The following is a 16380-nucleotide window of genomic DNA, read 5'->3' on the forward strand; positions in this document are numbered from 1 at the left end:
ATTCGGCGGCGAAGCGGAACTCGATCTCGCTGGCGCGGGTGGGGTCCGGGTCGTATTGCCAGTGACCGTTGATCTGCCAGGTCACCACGATCCGGTGCGGCGGCTCCCACACCAGCACGCGCCCCCAATCGCATTCCGAACCGTCCACCCCGCGTTCGAACCAGCGCCCGCCTACCCGGGGTTCGAGGATCGCCTCGGCCATGTCGGCCTCTCCGATGTGATAGGCCGGTGGCCACCAGTCGCCGAACGATTCGGTGAAGAACGCAAACGCCTTCTGTAGGGGCAAGCGCACCCTCGCGGTGCCGTGCAGCGCGGCCAGAGGCATGGATGTGGTCATCGAGGAGGCTCCTGTTCGGTGGTGTCGGCGGCCGCTGTATCGGCGGCCTTCTGGAAGGCGGCCAGCGACTCATCCCAGATCCGCTGGAAATACGCTTGTATTCCGGCCAGCCCGTCCGGATTGATCCGGTAGATCCGCCTGGTCCCCTCGGCCCTGGCAACCACTAGGCCGCCGTCGCGCAGCACCCGCAGATGCTGCGAGACCGCCTGGCGGGTGATCGGCAACGACTCGGCCAGCTCACCCACCGACGCCGGGCGCCGCGCTACCCGCTCGAAGATCTCCCGCCGCATGGGGTCACCCAGAATCCCCAGATCCATATCTCTGAAAGAGTCCACTTTCGTAAGTGTGCACTTTCATTACCCGGGATGCAAGCTTTCGCGCATCGGTGATGACGCTCGTAGGCGATCCCTGGCGTGGATGGGGTCGATCCGACGGCATCGGCGCGCGCGATGCCGGTCATGGCTTGGCTGGTGATCGCAGCTGGCGTTCGGCGCTGCCCACGCTGGTTGCGTTCCATGACGGAGCCGGTGTCGCGGTGACGGCTGCGACGAGCGCGGTGACCGCCTTGTGGATGTCGTCAGGGGTGGTCCAGCGGCCCCCGCGGCAGTCGTAGCGCGCTCAACGCCTGTGCAGTGTCGAGTCCCATTGCCTCGAGTGCCGGGGATGGGGGGTGGGTGCCGCTGTGGCAGGCCGAGCTGGCGGAGGCGTGGTCATGCCGGCGACGCGGCTTCGACGGGCAGTTCGGCCAGGCGCCATTCGAGCATGCCGTCGTGCAGGCGGATCGCGCGGCGGCCGTGACCGGTGAGTAGCCGTACCGCGTCGTAGGCCAGCACGCAGTATTCGCCGCGGCAGTACACCACGATCTCGGTGTCGCCGGGCAGTTCGCCGATGCGCTCGGCCAGCTGCTCGACCGGGATACTCACCGCGCCGGGGATGTGCCCGGCCTCGTATTCCGGCGTCGGCCGCACATCCAGCACCACAACCTCCCCGGCTGCGGCGCGGATGAGCAGTTCTTCGCGGGTCATCGCCCGGCTGCTGTCGGGGCGCAGGTAGTTGTCACGGGCGGGCGGGACGGCGGCCTGATGGTTTTCGGCGACCTTGCGCAGCAGCGCGAACAGCTGCGCCACGTCGTCTCCGGCCAGACGGTAGTGGATGCGCACGCCGTCGCGGCGGGTGGCGACGAAACCGGCCTGCTTGAGCGTCTGTAGATGCGCCGAGGCGGTCGTCAGGTTCAGCCCTGCCGCGGTGGCGAGTGCTTCCACGGTGCGCTCGCCCTGGGCAAGTAGGTCCAGCAGCTCCAGCCGCTTACCGCTGGCCAGCGCCTTACCGCTGGCCGCGAACGCCTCGTACAAGGCAGCCTTCGCGGCGGGCTTGTCACCACCCATCACATACTCCAATCATCCGTGGAATAGCGTATCCCGCCCGTGGGGCGTGCCGCGCGTTCTCTGCTCGGCGGCCTGGGAAGAGTCGTGGAAAGGGTCGCTTCTGCCCTGCGGTCTTGCTCTTCCAAGGAAACGTGGAATAGTCTACTCGCATATTCCATGGTTGATTGGAATAGTGGTCTTGCCTGCGGGCCAGCGACATGGGAGTTCTGCGATGCCGACTGATTTCACCCTCGTTCCCGTCATCGATGAGGGGCTGGGCAATTCGACCTACCTGCTGGATCTCGGCGAGGGGCGGGCGCTGGTGCTCGACCCCGAACGCGACCTGCGCCAGGTGCGCGCCGAAGCGCAGCGCCGCGGGTTACGGATCGCCTTCGCGGTCGAAACCCACCTGCACGCGGACTTCATCTCCGGAGCGCGCGAACTCGCCGAGATCGACGGCGCGACCGTCCTGGCTCCCGAGGTGGGGCCGCGCGGATTCGACGTGACCGCTCTCGCCGACGGCGACACCATCACCATCGGCGTGTTCACCCTGCAAGCGTGGTTCACTCCCGGTCATTCCCCTGAGCATCTGTCCTACCTGCTGCACGCCGGCGACGAGCTGCTGGGTGTGTTCACCGGCGGGTCGTTGATGGTCGGCACCGCCGGACGCACCGACCTGGTCAGCCCGGATCAGACGATCCCGCTGGCGCGGGCCCAATATCACTCGCTGCAGCGGCTGATGACCCTGCCCGAGGACACCCCGGTGTGGCCGACGCACGGCGCGGGTTCGTTCTGCTCGTCCTCCCTCGGCGGCGATCGGGTCAGCACCATCGGCAGAGAGCGCGCGACCAACCCGCTGCTACAGGCCGACGGTGAAGATGCCTTCGTCGAGGCTCTGCTGGGCTCGATGGGCAGCTTCCCGGACTACTTCCTGCGGTTGGGCGAGATCAACCACAAAGGCCCAGCCGTGCTCGGTTCGACGCCCGCGCTGGCGGCGCTGACCACCGCCGAGGTCACCGATCTGGTCACCGAAGGCGCTCAGATCGTCGACGTGCGCCATCAGGCCGACTTCGCCGCCGGGCACATCCCCGGCGCGCTGGCCATCACCCTGCGCCCGGTGTTCGCCACCTGGCTGGGCTGGCTGGCCGATGCGAACCGGCCGATCATCATCGTCCGTGACACCGCACAGAACCCCGACGACATCGTCTGGGAAGCGGCCAAAGTCGGCTTCGACACCCTCGCCGGAGAACTGGACGGTGGCATGAACGCCTGGACCGGACCGGTTGAGCGCACCGCGGTGGAACTGCTCACCGCCGATCAGCTGACCGCGCACCCCTCGGCGGCGGTATTGGATATCCGCCAGCACGGCGAGTACGCCGCCGGGCACGTTCCCGGTGCCCGCAACATCGAACTCGCCGCGCTCGCCGAGCATCTGGTCGATGTCCCGACGGGGCCGGTGGTGGTCATGTGCGGCCACGGCGAGCGCGCCATGACCGCCGCCAGCATCCTCGAACGCTACGGGCGCACCGACATCCGGGTGCTGGACGGCAGCCCCGCCGACTTCGCCCGCGCCCTCGGCCAGGATCTGCAGGCCCGGTCATGAGCCTGCGCGCCGGTGTGCGCACGCCGGTATTGGGGTTGCGGGACAACGCCGCCCAGTTCACGCTGCTGGTCGCGGTCAACGCGCTGGTCGGTGGGATGGTCGGCCAGCAGCAGACCGTGCTGCCGCTGCTGGCCGAATCCGAATTCGGGCTCACCGGCTACACCTTCATCTTCACCTACGTCGCCGCGTTCGGGATCACCAAAGCCATCGCGAACTACTTCGCCGGCACCTTCTCCGACCGCTGCGGCCGCAAACCCGTCCTGCTGGTGGGGTGGCTGTTCGCGGTCCCGGTACCGGTCATGCTCATCGCCGCCCCGAACTGGTGGTGGGTTGTCGCCGCCAACGTGCTGCTGGGCGTCAACCAGGGCCTGACCTGGTCGACCACCGTCGTGATGAAAATCGACCTGGTCGGGCCCACCCGCCGCGGATTGGCCATGGGACTGAACGAGGCCGCCGGCTACGGGGCCGTCGCCGTCAGCTCCCTGCTCGCGGGCTGCCTCGCCGAACACTACGGACTACGTCCGGCGCCGTTCCTGCTCGGCCTGGCCTACACCGCGCTGGCCCTGCTGCTGTCGGGGGTCTTCATCCGAGAAACCCGCGGCCACGCCTACCTGGAAGCAGGTCAGCACACCCCGCGCGCCGACGGCCTGCACGACCACCTGCACGCCGGGCTGTCCGACCGGCAAATCGCCGTCCAGACCAGCCTGAAAGAACCCGCCCTGTCCTCGGCCAGCCTCGCCGGGCTGGTCAACAACCTCAACTTCGGCCTGTCCTGGGGGCTGTTCCCGCTGCTGTTCGCCACCTCCGAGCTGTCCGTCGGGCAGATCGGGCTGTTGTTCGCCCTCTACCCAGGAGTCTGGGGCGCCGGACAACTGGTCACCGGGGCACTGTCGGACCGAATCGGCCGCAAACACCTCATCACCACCGGCATGGCCACCCAAGCCGCCGCTCTCGCGCTGATCGCCGCCTCACACGGATTCGCCGGCTGGGCGGTCGGCACGATCTTGCTCGGCGCGGGCACCGCCATGGTCTATCCCACCCTGCTGGCGGTGATCGGCGATGTCGCCCACCCCATCTGGCGCGGCCGCGCTGTCGGGGTCTACCGCGTGTGGCGCGACCTCGGCTACGCCGTCGGCGCCATCCTCGGCGGCATCGTCGCCGACCTGATGGGCCTACACGCCGCCGTCTGGGCCGCCGCCGGGGTCAGCGCCGCCACAGCGACAGCTGTTGCGGCACGCATGTACGAAACCCGCCAACCATCCCACGCCGTGACACCGACCCCGAACGCTCGACACCACACCACGCCCCCGACACGCGAGAGTCCGTAGCCGAAAGCAGAGGTCTCTCAAACCCACACGGCGCTCGCGGGTTTGCGGGCCCGTCGCCGGGGTGTTCCCTGCGAGGTCAGGAGACCGACAGGGTCGCTCCCGACCGCATCCGCCAGTGCCGGTCGAGGTCTTTGACACCTCGGGCGCAGAGTCCCAAGCAGCCGTCGCCGCACTCGTCCGAGCCGCAACCAGAGATTCCGCTCGAAACGATCCCTCAGTTATCCGAATGAAACGTACGAACACTCCCGAACCTTCGTGACACGGCAGGCAGGTCAGCGACGCGTCCGCGGCACTCGTCCGCAGCGACCGTGTCTTCTATCGACTGGAACGCGGCGTCTGCTACCACGGTGAGTCGTTGCCGCCGCTCCGTGATCCAGGCGCAACCTGATTTCGAAGACCACAATCCATCGGTTTCGTTCCACGAAATCCCGTTCTGGGGCAGAGGATTCCGATTCGGTCGAAGCAGTGCGCAGCCGTGGTCCACACTCGCTTCGCACCGCACCCGATCTGGCCGCGTGCGCGCCAGCTGTTCGCGATTCCGGGAGACAATATGACCGAAGCCGTGATCCAACTTCCAACCGCTGGAGAATCCATCTTCGACACCTATGAACGCATCCGCCGGCAGGGACAGGTGGTCCCGATCGAACTGCCCGGTGCGGTCGCGGCCTGGCTAGCGGTCGGCCACCAGGCGGTGCGCGAAGTCCTCGCCGGTGACGGCACACTGTTCAGCAAGAACGCCCGCCACTGCCCCGCATTGCATGATGGGACCATCCCGGCGGACTGGCCTCTGCGTGCGTTGACCGATATCGATCACATGCTCAACAAGGACGGGGACGATCACCGCCGGGTGCGCAGAACGATCGGCAAGGCGTTCACCCCCGGCCGGGTAGCGGCGCTGGAACCGCGAATCCGGCAGATCACCGGCGAACTCCTCGACGGCCTGCGCCGCCGCGACTCCCAAGTCGATCTGGTCCCCGACTTCACCACCCCTCTTCCGGTGCGCGTGATCTGCGAACTGTTCGGGGTGGCGGAGGCCGAACGAGCACAGATCCGACGCTGGACCACAGCGGTCGTGTCACACACCAGCACAGGCGACGAGACGAAGACCGCGGTGGAGGAGATGCTGACCTATCTCGCCGAACTGCTCGACCACAAGCGGGGCGCACCCGGTGACGACCTGACCTCGGCGCTGCTGCACTCCAACACCGAGATCGGTCTGACCGACGAGGAACTGGTGCAAACGTTGTGGCTGGTGCTGATCGCCGGACACGAGACGACGGTGCACCTGCTGGGCAACGCGGTCATCGCGTTGTGCACTCATCCCGAGCAACTCGCCAAGGCCCGCGCCGAGCACAGGTGGACGGATGTGGTGGAGGAGGCACTGCGTTACCGTTCGTCAGCCTGCGTGATGTTCAACCGCTACGCGCTGCGGGATGTCAGCATCGCCGGGGTCGACATCCCCGCCGGCGCTATCGTCGGGTGGTTCGCCGGGGTGGGGCGGGATCTACGGCGCTATCCCGACGCCGATGTCTTCGACATCGATCACGATCATCACGACCAACTGGCGTTCGGTCACGGACCGCACTTCTGCCTCGGCGCACCGCTGGCTCGGCTCGAAACCCGGATCGCGTTGTCCGCGCTGTTCGACGCGTTTCCTCGGATGACCCTAGGATGCGACCCCGCCCTGATTCCGCACAGCCCGCAATTCATCACCAGCGGACCCCTCACCCTCCCCGTGCTGCTCGAACCCCACGCGATCTGATTTCAGCGCACACCCGCAATCGCCGACAGGTTCCCACACCTTCGCACCGAACCGATCTTCTTGGACGGCTGGCACTGGGCAGCACCAGTATTTCTCGTCACGCCGCATGCGGCCGGCGCGGCCGAGGAATCCTTCCGTGCGATGGTCAAAGGAAGTTCAAATCCTGCGTCGGACACGATCCAAAGGACCGGATCGCCGGGCCGGTGGCGCCCAGCGTCGAGCAATGGGCCGATCACGGTGCGCACACCGGGCGCGCGGTGAGGGTCGTGGCATCGTCACCGGAGTCGGTCGCACCGTGGTGCCGGAGGGCGGGAAGGCCCCAGCGGGTTCGCCGGTGAGGTCGCGTAGCAGCCGGGGTCGCGCTCGATGTTCCCTGGACCCGGAAGTTCAGGGAGCGCGCGCACCCTCCGATCGCATTCGGTCATCAGGAGCCCTTGTCGCGTACAACGCAACGAAACCCGAGGTGGCAGGTGGCTGTGTCCTCGGTCTGCCCCTGCCTGGCCGCAGGGCGGTAGCGCAGACAGTAGTCGGCCGCGCACAGATACGAGCCGCCCTTGACAACACGGCGCGGGAATCGCTGCGCCACTGCTTGTTCGGGTGCATCGATGAGTGGGTTTCGTGGGGCGCAACAGGTCGGTGTCGGGTGGCGCGAGCGGAAGTGGTCGACGGTCCACTCCCAGACGTTGCCGGTCATATCGAAAAGGCCGTGCCCATTGGGCGAGTAGGTGCCGACCGCGGTGGTGCCGGGCGTGCGCGTCTGTCCCCGGCCCGGATGGAACTGCCACGGGAAGGCTCCGACCCAGACATTGGCCATGCGCCGACCGGTGGGTTCGAAGTCGTCGCCCCACGCGTAGGTGGCCGACTCGAGTCCGCCACGGGCCGCGTACTCCCATTCGGCCTCCGTGGGTAGTTGCTTGCCCGCCCAGGTGGCGTATGCCACCGCGTCGTCGTGGGCGACCTGGGTGACGGGGTGGCGGTCGAGCCCGTCGAGCGTGCTGCCGGGTCCGTGCGGGTGCCGCCAGCTCGCGCCCGGGACATACCGCCACCATCGTCGCCAATCGTCCAGTGGCACCGAGCCGGATGTGGGACGGAACACCAGCCCACCGGCGATCAGGTTCCCTGGCTCCGCGTCCGGATAGTCCTCGGCCACGGGAGTCCGTTCGGCGACGGTGACATATCCTGTCTGTTTCACGAAGCGCCGGAACGCGGCGTTGGTCACCGGATGCGCATCGATCCAGAACGTATCGACCCACACCCGATGCACCGGGCGCTCCTCGGGGAAGAAGTCGTCCGATCCCATCGCGAAATCGCCGCCGGATATCCGGACCATGCCGCGGCGAACCTCGGCAGTCTTCGCGGTGGCCATGAACCGGCGCCTCAATCTCGCGAAAACGCCGCTGCCGCAGCCATTTCCAAATCGAGGTATGGTTTGCCGCTCACGTCTTCGATGACCTGGTGCATGGCGCCTCCGATGAACGGGAACGGGGAACGGTACCGCGCGGTGACGGACTGACCGCTGTCACGGCCGACCCGGACGCCCTCCCCCACACCGGAGAACACAGTCGGTTGAATGCGCATGTCGTCGAGCGAGCCCACCGGGTCCTCATCGATGTAGAGAACGGCCTCGCCGGTGGGTGTGAAGTTGTCGGGGCGGGTTCCGTGCCGTTCGTATCGGATTCCGAGGATGTGATCGCCGAGTGGCACGGGGCGATCGGAGACGATGGCCTGCTCCTCTTCGCCGAGGAAGTTGTAGACGTAATGCAGATGACCGTCCTGGATGAACAGCGTATGTCCACCCAGCCGCCCACCGTGGGCGAACAGCACCCCCTTCGCGTCCGGACTGGTGATCGTCGTCTCGGCGAGCAGCGCGAACGATCGGCCCTGAATCTCGAGCGCCGCACCGGGCCCCACCTCCGCCAGGCCCGGATAGTAGACAGCCCGGTCCCGCGTCTTGGCGAATCCCGGGCGGTAGCGCGTTATCGTGGCGACGATGTCGAGATCGTTGAGCGGCATGCCGTTGTATTTCTCCGCCTCCGAGAACCACAGCGCCTTCATCTCCTCGAGCTTCTCGGGATAAGCCTCGGCCAGGTCGTGCATCTGGCTGCGGTCCCGCTCGAGATGGAACAGTTCCCAGCGGTCGCTGTCGAAATGTCCCCAGCCGGAGGGGCATGCCGCGTGAACGGTGTCGGCGAACCACCCGCGATGCCAGATGCCGCGCGTACCCAGCATCGAATAGAACTGGGTGTGCTTACCCACATCAGCGTTCGCATCCTCGAGCAGAGCCCGGAAACTCACCCCTTCCAAAGGACGCTGCAGCACGTTCTTCACCGTGTCCGGCGGCGTGATGCCGAGCAGTGCGTAGATGGTGGGGGTGATATCGCAGACGTTGAGGTATTGATGGCGCAGCTCCCCCCGGGCCGCTATCCCGGCAGGCCAGGACATGAGGCACGAGTCGGCGATACCGCCTTCGTGTGAGGCATACCGTTTGTACAGCTTGTAGGGAGTATTGAACGCCATCGCCCACCCGATGCTGTAGTGGTTGTAGGTGGTCGGCGAACCCAGTTCGTCGATCTTCGCCAGGCTGTCTTCGATCGCGTCGATATAGCCGTTGAAGAATTTCATTTCGTTGACGGAGCCGTTCGGGCCGCCCTCGCCGCTGGCGCCGTTGTCCGAGAGAGCCACGATGATCGTATTGTCCAGTTGGCCGCTTTCCTCCAGGTAGTCGAGCAGTCGGCCGATCTGCGCGTCGGTGTAGGAGAGATATCCCGCGAACACCTCGGCCTGCCTGCCGAAGAGTCGCTTCTCGTCGTCCGACAGTGAGTCCCACGCTCGCACCGTGTCCTGCGCCGGCCACGGCTTGCCATCCGCGCTGGTGGCCGTCGAATACGGGTTCATGGGCGAAAGTTCGGTGTTCTCCGGCACCAGACCCATGCGCTTCTGGTTGTCCAGCACTATCTCTCGATACTTCTCATAGCCCATGTCGAACCGGCCGCGATATTTGTCGGCCCATTCCCGCGCCACGTGGTGCGGCGCATGACCGCATCCCGGGCAGAGGTACAAGAACCACGGTTTGTCGGGTGCGATCACCTTCGCGTCACGAATGAACTCGATCGACTTGTCGGCCAGGTCTTTCGACAGGTGATACCCGTCCTCCGGCGGGTAGGGCTGTGTGACCGGGTGATTGTCGTACACCAGATTCGGGTACCACTGGTCGGCCTCTCCACCCAGGAAACCATAGAAACGCTCGAAGCCGCGCCCGAGCGGCCAATGCCGCTTCGACGCCGCCAGATTCTCCTCCTCCAGGGGCGTCATATGCCATTTGCCCACCGCGTATGTGTTCCATCCACGCTCGGCGAGCACTTCCGAGCACAAGGCGGTGTCATCCGGTATCCGACCGCACATGCTCGGGAAGCCATCGCTGAACTCTTCGATGGTCGCCATACCGACCGAGGTCGCATTTCTTCCGGTCAGAAGCGAGGCGCGGCTGGGTGAGCACAGCGCTGTGGTATGAAACTGTGTGAATTGGACACCACGCTCGGCGATGCGCTTCATAGTGGGCATCTCGACCAGACCGCCATAGCAGTCCCAGGTGCCGATTCCGATGTCGTCCCATACCAGATACAGGACGTTCGGCGCGCCCCGTGGCGCGGTCGGCTCGGCGAAAGGCGTCCAGTCGGCAACCGAATCGCGGATGTCGAGCGCTATTCGTCCTCCGAATTTGCTGGTCATCATCCACCTCCGAAACGGAGAACCTTCGGTTCGCCGTTCATCTGCGGTCCCGGGCCTGGGACCGACCCATGTCACCTACTCCGCGCAGATGACGATCGGGTGCGGCCCCAGAGCGTGGATGGGTTACCCCCAGCTCCGGCCGATCTGCTGAGAGTCGATGTGTGCTCGAAGCGCGATGCGCGGTGGCCACGCCTCCTCCCCGGACTCGCTGTCCGGATACCCGCTGATCAACACTTCCGTAGTCATAAAGGATACCGACTGGATGGGATTCACGTCTTCGCTTCAGGGCTGTTGCCCATCAGGTCCCTCCTGTCGGCGGGAACGCTGCTGATACCGGCGCTCGGCGTATGCCAGGTCGTCCCGCCACAGCCGGGTGGCGGCGCGGCTCATCAGCGGCCGCAACACCGGCAGGGCCCGACGCGCGTACCGGAACCCCGGCCGCTCCGAGTTCGCGATCACGGCCTCGATAACCGCGGTGCGCGGTCGGCCGTCGGGGCCAGGACCCAGCGGCGTCGCGTGGGTTTCGACCACGCTTCCCATTCCTTCACCCGCGATGATCCGCATGACGATGGTGCGCGGATCCGGACACGTGAACTCGGCCTCGACCGGCACGCCGAGCCGCCGGGTCACCCGGAAGGTCACGGTGAGCAAGAACCGGTGATTCTCCTCGGTGATGTCGTGACGCGGCGGAACCTGCGTCACATCCAGACGGGTGAAGGAGTACGGATGCAACCATGAGCCGTGCCAGGGGTCGAGTCGATTCGCGATGATGTCGCGCGGCTCGCATCTTCCGGTCAACCGCGTCACCGCGTGCACGGTGGTGTCGGCGGGGCGAGGGCCGATGATCGGTGTGTCGGTGGGTGGCTGCCGCCCGATCGCGTCGAGGCGCACCCAGGCCAGCACGCCGTCGTCGTGGCTGGGTAACGGGCACCATCTTGCGGACCCGGTTGCTTCTACCCGCAGACCGTGCCATCGGCAGATCAGTGCGGCGTCATCGACCTGTGCCTCGGCCAGCGGTGCTCCCAGGTGCGGACACGCTCCCGGACCGACGTGCAGGATGTTGCGCTCGTCGCGCCAGGCGACGAGTTCGACCCCGCCGATGGTCGTGCCGTAGGGGCGCCGGCGACCGATAGCGCGACTGGCGGCGAAGGCGTACCAGTTGCCCGAAGGCCGCTTTTGCGCCCATCGCAGTGCGGCCGCGATCAACCCCGGGTCCGCATCCCCGTGGGTCGGTCGCTGCCCGGACCACTTCTGCGGGGAGAATCGCTGTAGTGGAATATCTTTCGGCCATCGGCCGAACTCGGCGCGATTGTTCATGGCGTCCTCTGGCGAGTGGCGAGTGTGCGGAGGATCGCCGACCGGCCCTGGCTGGGCACCGTCTGCAAGTCGTGCCCCGCGCCGGTCCACTGCCGCAGCAGCGTGTTGGCCGCGATCCAGCCGGTTGTCGCGGCCCGTTCCATCAGAGCTACCGGCAGGTCGACACGTATCCCGTCGCCGGCCAGGACCAGCCGGGGATGCGGGGTCGACACGCCGGGCCGCTGTGCGAAGTCTCCTGGCGCGAACCGTGGGCAGTCCTGCCGCCACAGCATCTTCTCGCCCACGATGCGGGCCTCGGCGACCTCGGGGTAGATCTCGTACAACCGGGCCAGCAACCGATCTCGCACGGCCTGGCGTGCCGCGTCGCGGGGTATATCGTCCGCGACGGCATAGGCGTGCAATTCAACGACGCTTCCGCCGTTTGCGCGTGCCCAGTCCGCCGCTTGCTTTTCGTATCTGTCCACCACGCTGATGTTGTCGAGCGGATCGAGATTTCCGGTGCCGAGAAAGCCCGGACGGTGGAGGCGTACCGGCCGGTCCAGCCACAGACGATGCACTGCGAAGGACGGTGCGACAGCCATGTCGGCTACTCGAGAACGCCATGGGGCATCGCCGAGCGTCGGTGACGCGGCGACGATCCCGCGCAGGCCGGCGACATCAACGGCGAGCACCACTGTCTCGGCGATCATCTCGGCGCCGGTGTCATCGACCAGCCGGAAGCCGGTCGCCTCGTCTGTATCGATTCGGTCGACGGACACGCCCGTGTGGAACCGGACCGTGCCCGGTCGCCCGGGAACGTGCGGCGCGGTGAGGTAGTCCGCGAGCGGTGTCCACAGGCTGACATCGAAATTGTCCTCCGCCACGTCGAAGATCAGGCCTTCGCTGGAGCCCAGGAAGTAGATGTGGAACATCACCGCCAATTCGGCGGCGGACATGTGCTGCGGGGCGACGAAGAAGCTGCGCGAGAAGACATCGAAGGCGAGATGGCGGGCTGCCTCGGGAAACTTGACAGAACGGAGGAACGCTTCCGCATCCAGGTGATCGATCCGGTGATAGATTTCCGGCACCGCTACCGCAGCCAGCGGCGCGGCGGCGCGTGGGTCCATACGGATCAGATCGCGCAGTCGAAAGGTGGGGCTGCGCAGGGCGAAAGCGAGCGCATTCCAAGGCGGGGTCCTCGGAAGATGGCGAAAGGTGTCGCGGCGGCCCTCGGCATCGATGAGCGGGTAGTCGTCGAGCCGCCGCAGCCTGCGCAGCCGCGGATCGGTCCGAGCCAGCAGTTTCCGCAGGTTGTAGTACTGCGCGAAGAACGCGTGGAAGCCGCGGTTCATCCCGACCGTGGTGCGGTCGGGAAGCTGTTCGTTCCAGCCGGCGACCCGGCCACCCAGGTACCGCTCGCGTTCGATCACCTCGACGTGGAATCCTCGTTCGGCCAACCCTGTCGCGGCCGCCAGGCCCGCGATGCCGGCGCCGACCACGACGGCCCGCGGGCGCTGCCCGTCACGGCCGACGTCCATGTGTCCTGGAGCTGCCGGATAGCGCACTCGCCGGGAATCACCGTCGCGTCGAGAAGCCGGCACACCGAGCCTCATTTCCGCACGTCCAGCTGCCGCTGTCGTGTCCACTCCCAGCCGAGTAGCGCCGAGGTCACCAGGGCGAAGCCGAACAAGAAGTCCTCCACCGGGATATCCCACGGAAATCGGAGTCCGAGGATGTGATCCGGGTTGTACCGCACGATCGGTGCGTCGAGCCTGGTCAACCACCCGTCGACGGGGATCTGGAACCCCAGGACGATCAGCATCGTCAGCCAGTAGCCGGATCGCCGGAACAGGCCGGTCCGCAACAGCGTGCACTCGGCCAGACACACCACGACGACCGCCACAACGGCCGGCAGCGTGTATCCCGAACCCGTAACGCTCATCGCCGCAACCCTTTCGACGAGCTTCTGCCGGCGCGGCGGCGGCCCATGTCGAGCAGCGTTCCGACCGCCACATAGGTCAGCAGCCCGCACAGCGGGACAACGAAAAAGAACAGCAGCTCCTCCAGCGGAATCCCGCCGGGCAGGAACACACCGAGGAGATAGCGGGAATTGAAATCCCACACACCGGCGGAAATCGCCAGCAGGTCCCAGACCACGAACAACGTGACGGTCGGTAGCAGGGTGCCGAGCAGAACCCGTGGCCGGCGGTAGACGCCGGGACCGAGGAACTCCAGCGGCGCGGTCAGCACCAGGCAGGCGCCGAGAACGAGGAGATAACGCCAATGGTCCATAACCCATACCTCACTCGCGCGAATCAGCGGAATCGAGCGGAAACGCGGTATCGCTCGGCGTTGCCCGCGATCTATTCGGAGCAGCGGCTGCGGCTGGTCGCCGGACCCACCACGCTCGCAGTTGGCCTGCCGCGCCCACCTGTAGTCGCCGACCGATTCCGACTCTCGCGCGGCGGCCGAACACCTCGAAATCCGCGGCTTCGATGCGGTCGAGTATCTCTGCGTACAGCGTCGATGCGGTCGTTACGCAGGGCCGCGAGCAGGGCGCGAGCAATTCGATCCCACCAAGCGCGTAATCGTAGATCTTCCTGGTGATCGCGTGTTGTGCCGCCAGCGCGCGACGCACTCGCGGCTCGGCTCGGCGATGACGGCGGCACCAGGACAGCAACTCTCGGTCCACACCGTGTGCGGCCAGCTCGTCGGCGGGCAGATAGATGCGATGACGAGCCAGATCCTCATCGACATCGCGCAGGAAATTGGTCAGCTGAAAGGCCTTGCCGAGAGCGGCCGCGTACGGCGCGGCCGCGGCCGGGTCCGCGGTGCCCAGCACCGGCAGCAGTTGTAGCCCGATCACCTCCGCGGAACCGTAGACGTAGCGGTCCAACGCGGCGCGGTCCGGGTAGTCGGTGACAGAAAGATCCAGACGCATCGAGGCCAGAAACGCACTGAACAGATGGTTCGGTATCCGATAGTTCGCGGCGGTGTGCAGCACTGCGGCCACAACCGGATCGCCGCCGCTGTCCCCCGCCTCGAGCTGCCGTGCCAGCTCGTCCAATCGGGCACCCCTTTCGGCCGTGGACGAAGACGGGTCGAATGCGTCGAGGATGTCGTCGGCACGTCGCGCGAATCCATACAGCGCGTGCACGGCGGGCCGTTGATCGGGTGCGAGCAGCCGAGTGGCGAGAAAGAAAGTCTTTCCATGGCGGGCGTTGAGCTCGCGGCAGATCCGATACGACTGCCGTAGTCCCTGTTCCCTGATACCGGCCGCGTCGAGTTCCGTGCGTATCATTCCGGCCTCCTCTCAGCAGGGTCGGAATATGCCGCGTTCCGCGTCATTGTCCGTTCCTTGTAGTCGGATGCCGATCGCGGAATGCGGTTGCGGATGCGGCGCGCTGCGGGTCCGAGCTGACCTCGGCCAGTACGGCCGCGACTACGTCGAAGGGTGACCGATACGTCATTTCCGCAGCTAAACGGCTTGCTGCGGCGCGGATGCTGCCGGAGTTCAGCACTCTGTCGACCGCCGACGCGATGGCGGCGGGCCGTGGCCATGCGGTGCCGAGATCGATGCCCGCCCCGGTGTATGCCACCCGCGCGGCGGTTTCCGGCTTGTCCGCGGTATCGCCCGCCACGATCAACGGCACCCCGTAACTCAACGCCTGGTTGACGCCACCGTAGCCACCATTGGTGATCATCACGTCCACGCGCGGCAGCAGCTGTTCGTAGGGGAGGAAATCGGCGGCGTACGCGTTCGCGGGCAGGGGTCCGATGGGTGTTTGCGAGCCACCGGTGCACGCGACGACCAGTACATCGGAGCGTCGGCTCAGCGCGGAGAGGGTCGGGCGGAGCAGCTGATCGAGACACCGGTTGTCCCATGTGCCCTGTGTGACATGAACAATCTTTCTCCCGCTCTCGAGGGCGGGCCACCAACTCGGCAATTCGGCGTCCGCGCGAGCGGGGATCGGAATCGGTCCGGTGAAGACCACCGACGGCGGCAGATCGCCCCGCGGATATTCGAAACCGGGCACCGTGAACTGCAGGATTCGCTCGGCGAGGAGGGGCCAGTCCAGCAGGAAGACCGGCGCGGGCTCCAGGTCGAGCCCGCGCAGGATCAGGTCGAGCCTGGCCTGATCACCGCGGAACAACACGTGCTGCACGAACCGGTTCATTCCCGTGTAGTCGCGACCAGGGCTCGGCTGCCAGCCGATCCCGAAAGGCGGACAGTCAGCGCTGGACAGCATCAACGGAACCACGCCGCAGACGATCACCGGCGGACGTTCCCGCTGCGACAACAGCAGCGGAATGGCCCCGGTGAACATCACGTCGACGAGAACGGCCTCGAATTCCGTTCGATCCAGCTCGGTGACCAGTGCACGGTACTGCGCCGATATGGGGTGTAGAAAAGCAGATCGGAGTTCCGCTCGGCCGGTTCGCCATCGCCTGATCAAATCCGAGATACGACCTCGTGGCAGCGCGGCACGTGTCACCTCCGCCTCTCGAGGCAGCACCGAGGATTCGACACCTCGCGCTCGAGTGGATGCGCCAAACGCTGTCCCGGTCAGCAAGCGCACCTGATCTCCACGCCGCCGCAAGTCGGTCGCGACGGCCTGCATCGGCGCCACATGCCCAGGTATCGGACTCGCTGCCACAAGGTACTGAGCCATGCCGAGGTTCCTTCGCTGATCGCTTGTCGCATCGCAATGGATTCGAGCGCGCCCGCCATATCGAAGCGCCGGCTCGATATCGCCGACTACCGCACCATTTGCTCACGGCGGCGCAGTTGAAGCGTCTGACGCGAGCACAAAATGATCGGTTGCACACACCCGCATGCAGCCGTATTCATTGTCTCAAAAGGGGCAGCTCATCGGACCGAACACGCAGAAGACACGCCGATCCCGGTCCGAGCGCGTCAATTGACGCCGACCGGCGCGGTCACGCGACCAGCCAGGCAA

Annotated in this window: 14 protein-coding genes; 3 read left to right on the plus strand and 11 right to left on the minus strand. The window is 66.4% G+C overall.

All coding sequences use genetic code 11. The features are described 5' to 3' along the window. The 3 genes from ON27_RS31630 to ON27_RS31640 form a co-directional block, all read right to left on the minus strand. A partial coding sequence (locus ON27_RS31630) for an SRPBCC domain-containing protein (protein ID WP_051047198.1) occupies positions 1 to 337 on the minus strand: 337 nt, incomplete at its 3' end. Next, positions 334 to 672 (minus strand): ArsR/SmtB family transcription factor, encoded by a 339-nt coding sequence (locus tag ON27_RS31635; protein ID WP_083887942.1) that lies wholly within the window; start codon positions 670 to 672, stop codon positions 334 to 336. The genes ON27_RS31630 and ON27_RS31635, both read right to left, overlap by 4 nt. A gap of 375 nt (positions 673 to 1047) precedes the next feature. Next, positions 1048 to 1722: an ArsR/SmtB family transcription factor gene (locus tag ON27_RS31640; RefSeq protein ID WP_043735931.1), complete on the minus strand. Its 675-nt coding sequence runs from the start codon at positions 1720 to 1722 to the stop codon at positions 1048 to 1050. 211 nt (positions 1723 to 1933) lie between these two features. On the opposite strand from ON27_RS31640, the gene ON27_RS31645 reads away from it, so the two are divergent. From ON27_RS31645 to ON27_RS31655, 3 genes are all read left to right on the plus strand, one after another. Continuing rightward, complete coding sequence (locus ON27_RS31645) at positions 1934 to 3304, plus strand: MBL fold metallo-hydrolase (RefSeq protein ID WP_043735933.1); 1371 nt, start codon at positions 1934 to 1936, stop codon at positions 3302 to 3304. Then, positions 3301 to 4632, plus strand: coding sequence for an MFS transporter (locus tag ON27_RS31650; protein WP_083887943.1), 1332 nt, complete (start codon positions 3301 to 3303; stop codon positions 4630 to 4632). Before ON27_RS31645 ends, ON27_RS31650 begins: the two co-directional genes overlap by 4 nt. A 550-nt stretch (positions 4633 to 5182) precedes the next feature. Then, the gene (locus tag ON27_RS31655) at positions 5183 to 6394 is read left to right on the plus strand and encodes a cytochrome P450 family protein (RefSeq protein WP_043735946.1); all 1212 of its coding nucleotides are present in this window, start codon (positions 5183 to 5185) and stop codon (positions 6392 to 6394) included. Positions 6395 to 6818: 424 nt separating this feature from the next. On the opposite strand, the gene ON27_RS31660 is transcribed toward ON27_RS31655, so the two are convergent. From ON27_RS31660 to ON27_RS31695, 8 genes are all read right to left on the minus strand, one after another. Further along, on the minus strand, positions 6819 to 7760 hold the full coding sequence (locus ON27_RS31660) for a formylglycine-generating enzyme family protein (protein ID WP_043735935.1): 942 nt from the start codon (positions 7758 to 7760) through the stop codon (positions 6819 to 6821). An 11-nt stretch (positions 7761 to 7771) separates the two neighbouring features. Next, on the minus strand, positions 7772 to 10123 hold the full coding sequence (locus tag ON27_RS31665; RefSeq protein WP_043735947.1) for an arylsulfatase: 2352 nt from the start codon (positions 10121 to 10123) through the stop codon (positions 7772 to 7774). A 282-nt stretch (positions 10124 to 10405) separates the two neighbouring features. Then, positions 10406 to 11440 (minus strand): Rieske (2Fe-2S) protein, encoded by a 1035-nt coding sequence (locus ON27_RS31670; RefSeq protein WP_043735936.1) that lies wholly within the window; start codon positions 11438 to 11440, stop codon positions 10406 to 10408. Further along, entirely contained in the window at positions 11437 to 12957 is a 1521-nt protein-coding gene (locus tag ON27_RS31675) for an FAD-dependent oxidoreductase (RefSeq protein WP_086007587.1), read from the minus strand. Before ON27_RS31675 ends, ON27_RS31670 begins: the two co-directional genes overlap by 4 nt. A 71-nt stretch (positions 12958 to 13028) precedes the next feature. After that, positions 13029 to 13361, minus strand: a complete 333-nt coding sequence (locus tag ON27_RS31680; RefSeq protein ID WP_043735940.1) for a lycopene cyclase domain-containing protein — start codon at positions 13359 to 13361, stop codon at positions 13029 to 13031. After that, on the minus strand, positions 13358 to 13711 hold the full coding sequence (locus tag ON27_RS31685; RefSeq protein ID WP_043735942.1) for a lycopene cyclase domain-containing protein: 354 nt from the start codon (positions 13709 to 13711) through the stop codon (positions 13358 to 13360). The genes ON27_RS31680 and ON27_RS31685 overlap by 4 nt, the downstream gene beginning before the upstream one ends. A gap of 10 nt (positions 13712 to 13721) precedes the next feature. Further along, the gene (locus ON27_RS31690) at positions 13722 to 14720 is read right to left on the minus strand and encodes a phytoene/squalene synthase family protein (RefSeq protein WP_083887944.1); all 999 of its coding nucleotides are present in this window, start codon (positions 14718 to 14720) and stop codon (positions 13722 to 13724) included. 43 nt (positions 14721 to 14763) lie between these two features. After that, positions 14764 to 15876 carry a glycosyltransferase gene (locus ON27_RS31695; protein WP_245560407.1) on the minus strand — a complete coding sequence of 371 codons (1113 nt, stop codon included), beginning with the start codon at positions 15874 to 15876 and terminating at the stop codon, positions 14764 to 14766. Positions 15877 to 16380 lie beyond the last annotated feature (504 nt).

Source organism: Nocardia asiatica NBRC 100129 (assembly GCF_000308415.1).
Classification (GTDB): Bacteria; Actinomycetota; Actinomycetes; order Mycobacteriales; family Mycobacteriaceae; genus Nocardia; species Nocardia asiatica.

Bases quoted from the DNA above. Each gene is read 5' to 3' on its own strand.
- ON27_RS31640 (WP_043735931.1), bottom strand. From the start codon at position 1,722: ATGGGTGGTGACAAGCCCGCCGCGAAGGCTGCCTTGTACGAGGCGTTC.
- ON27_RS31645 (WP_043735933.1), top strand. From the start codon at position 1,934: ATGCCGACTGATTTCACCCTCGTTCCCGTCATCGATGAGGGGCTGGGC.
- ON27_RS31650 (WP_083887943.1), top strand. From the start codon at position 3,301: ATGAGCCTGCGCGCCGGTGTGCGCACGCCGGTATTGGGGTTGCGGGAC.
- ON27_RS31655 (WP_043735946.1), top strand. From the start codon at position 5,183: ATGACCGAAGCCGTGATCCAACTTCCAACCGCTGGAGAATCCATCTTC.
- ON27_RS31660 (WP_043735935.1), bottom strand. From the start codon at position 7,760: ATGGCCACCGCGAAGACTGCCGAGGTTCGCCGCGGCATGGTCCGGATA.
- ON27_RS31665 (WP_043735947.1), bottom strand. From the start codon at position 10,123: ATGACCAGCAAATTCGGAGGACGAATAGCGCTCGACATCCGCGATTCG.
- ON27_RS31670 (WP_043735936.1), bottom strand. From the start codon at position 11,440: ATGAACAATCGCGCCGAGTTCGGCCGATGGCCGAAAGATATTCCACTA.
- ON27_RS31675 (WP_086007587.1), bottom strand. From the start codon at position 12,957: ATGGACGTCGGCCGTGACGGGCAGCGCCCGCGGGCCGTCGTGGTCGGC.
- ON27_RS31680 (WP_043735940.1), bottom strand. From the start codon at position 13,361: ATGAGCGTTACGGGTTCGGGATACACGCTGCCGGCCGTTGTGGCGGTC.
- ON27_RS31685 (WP_043735942.1), bottom strand. From the start codon at position 13,711: ATGGACCATTGGCGTTATCTCCTCGTTCTCGGCGCCTGCCTGGTGCTG.
- ON27_RS31690 (WP_083887944.1), bottom strand. From the start codon at position 14,720: ATGATACGCACGGAACTCGACGCGGCCGGTATCAGGGAACAGGGACTA.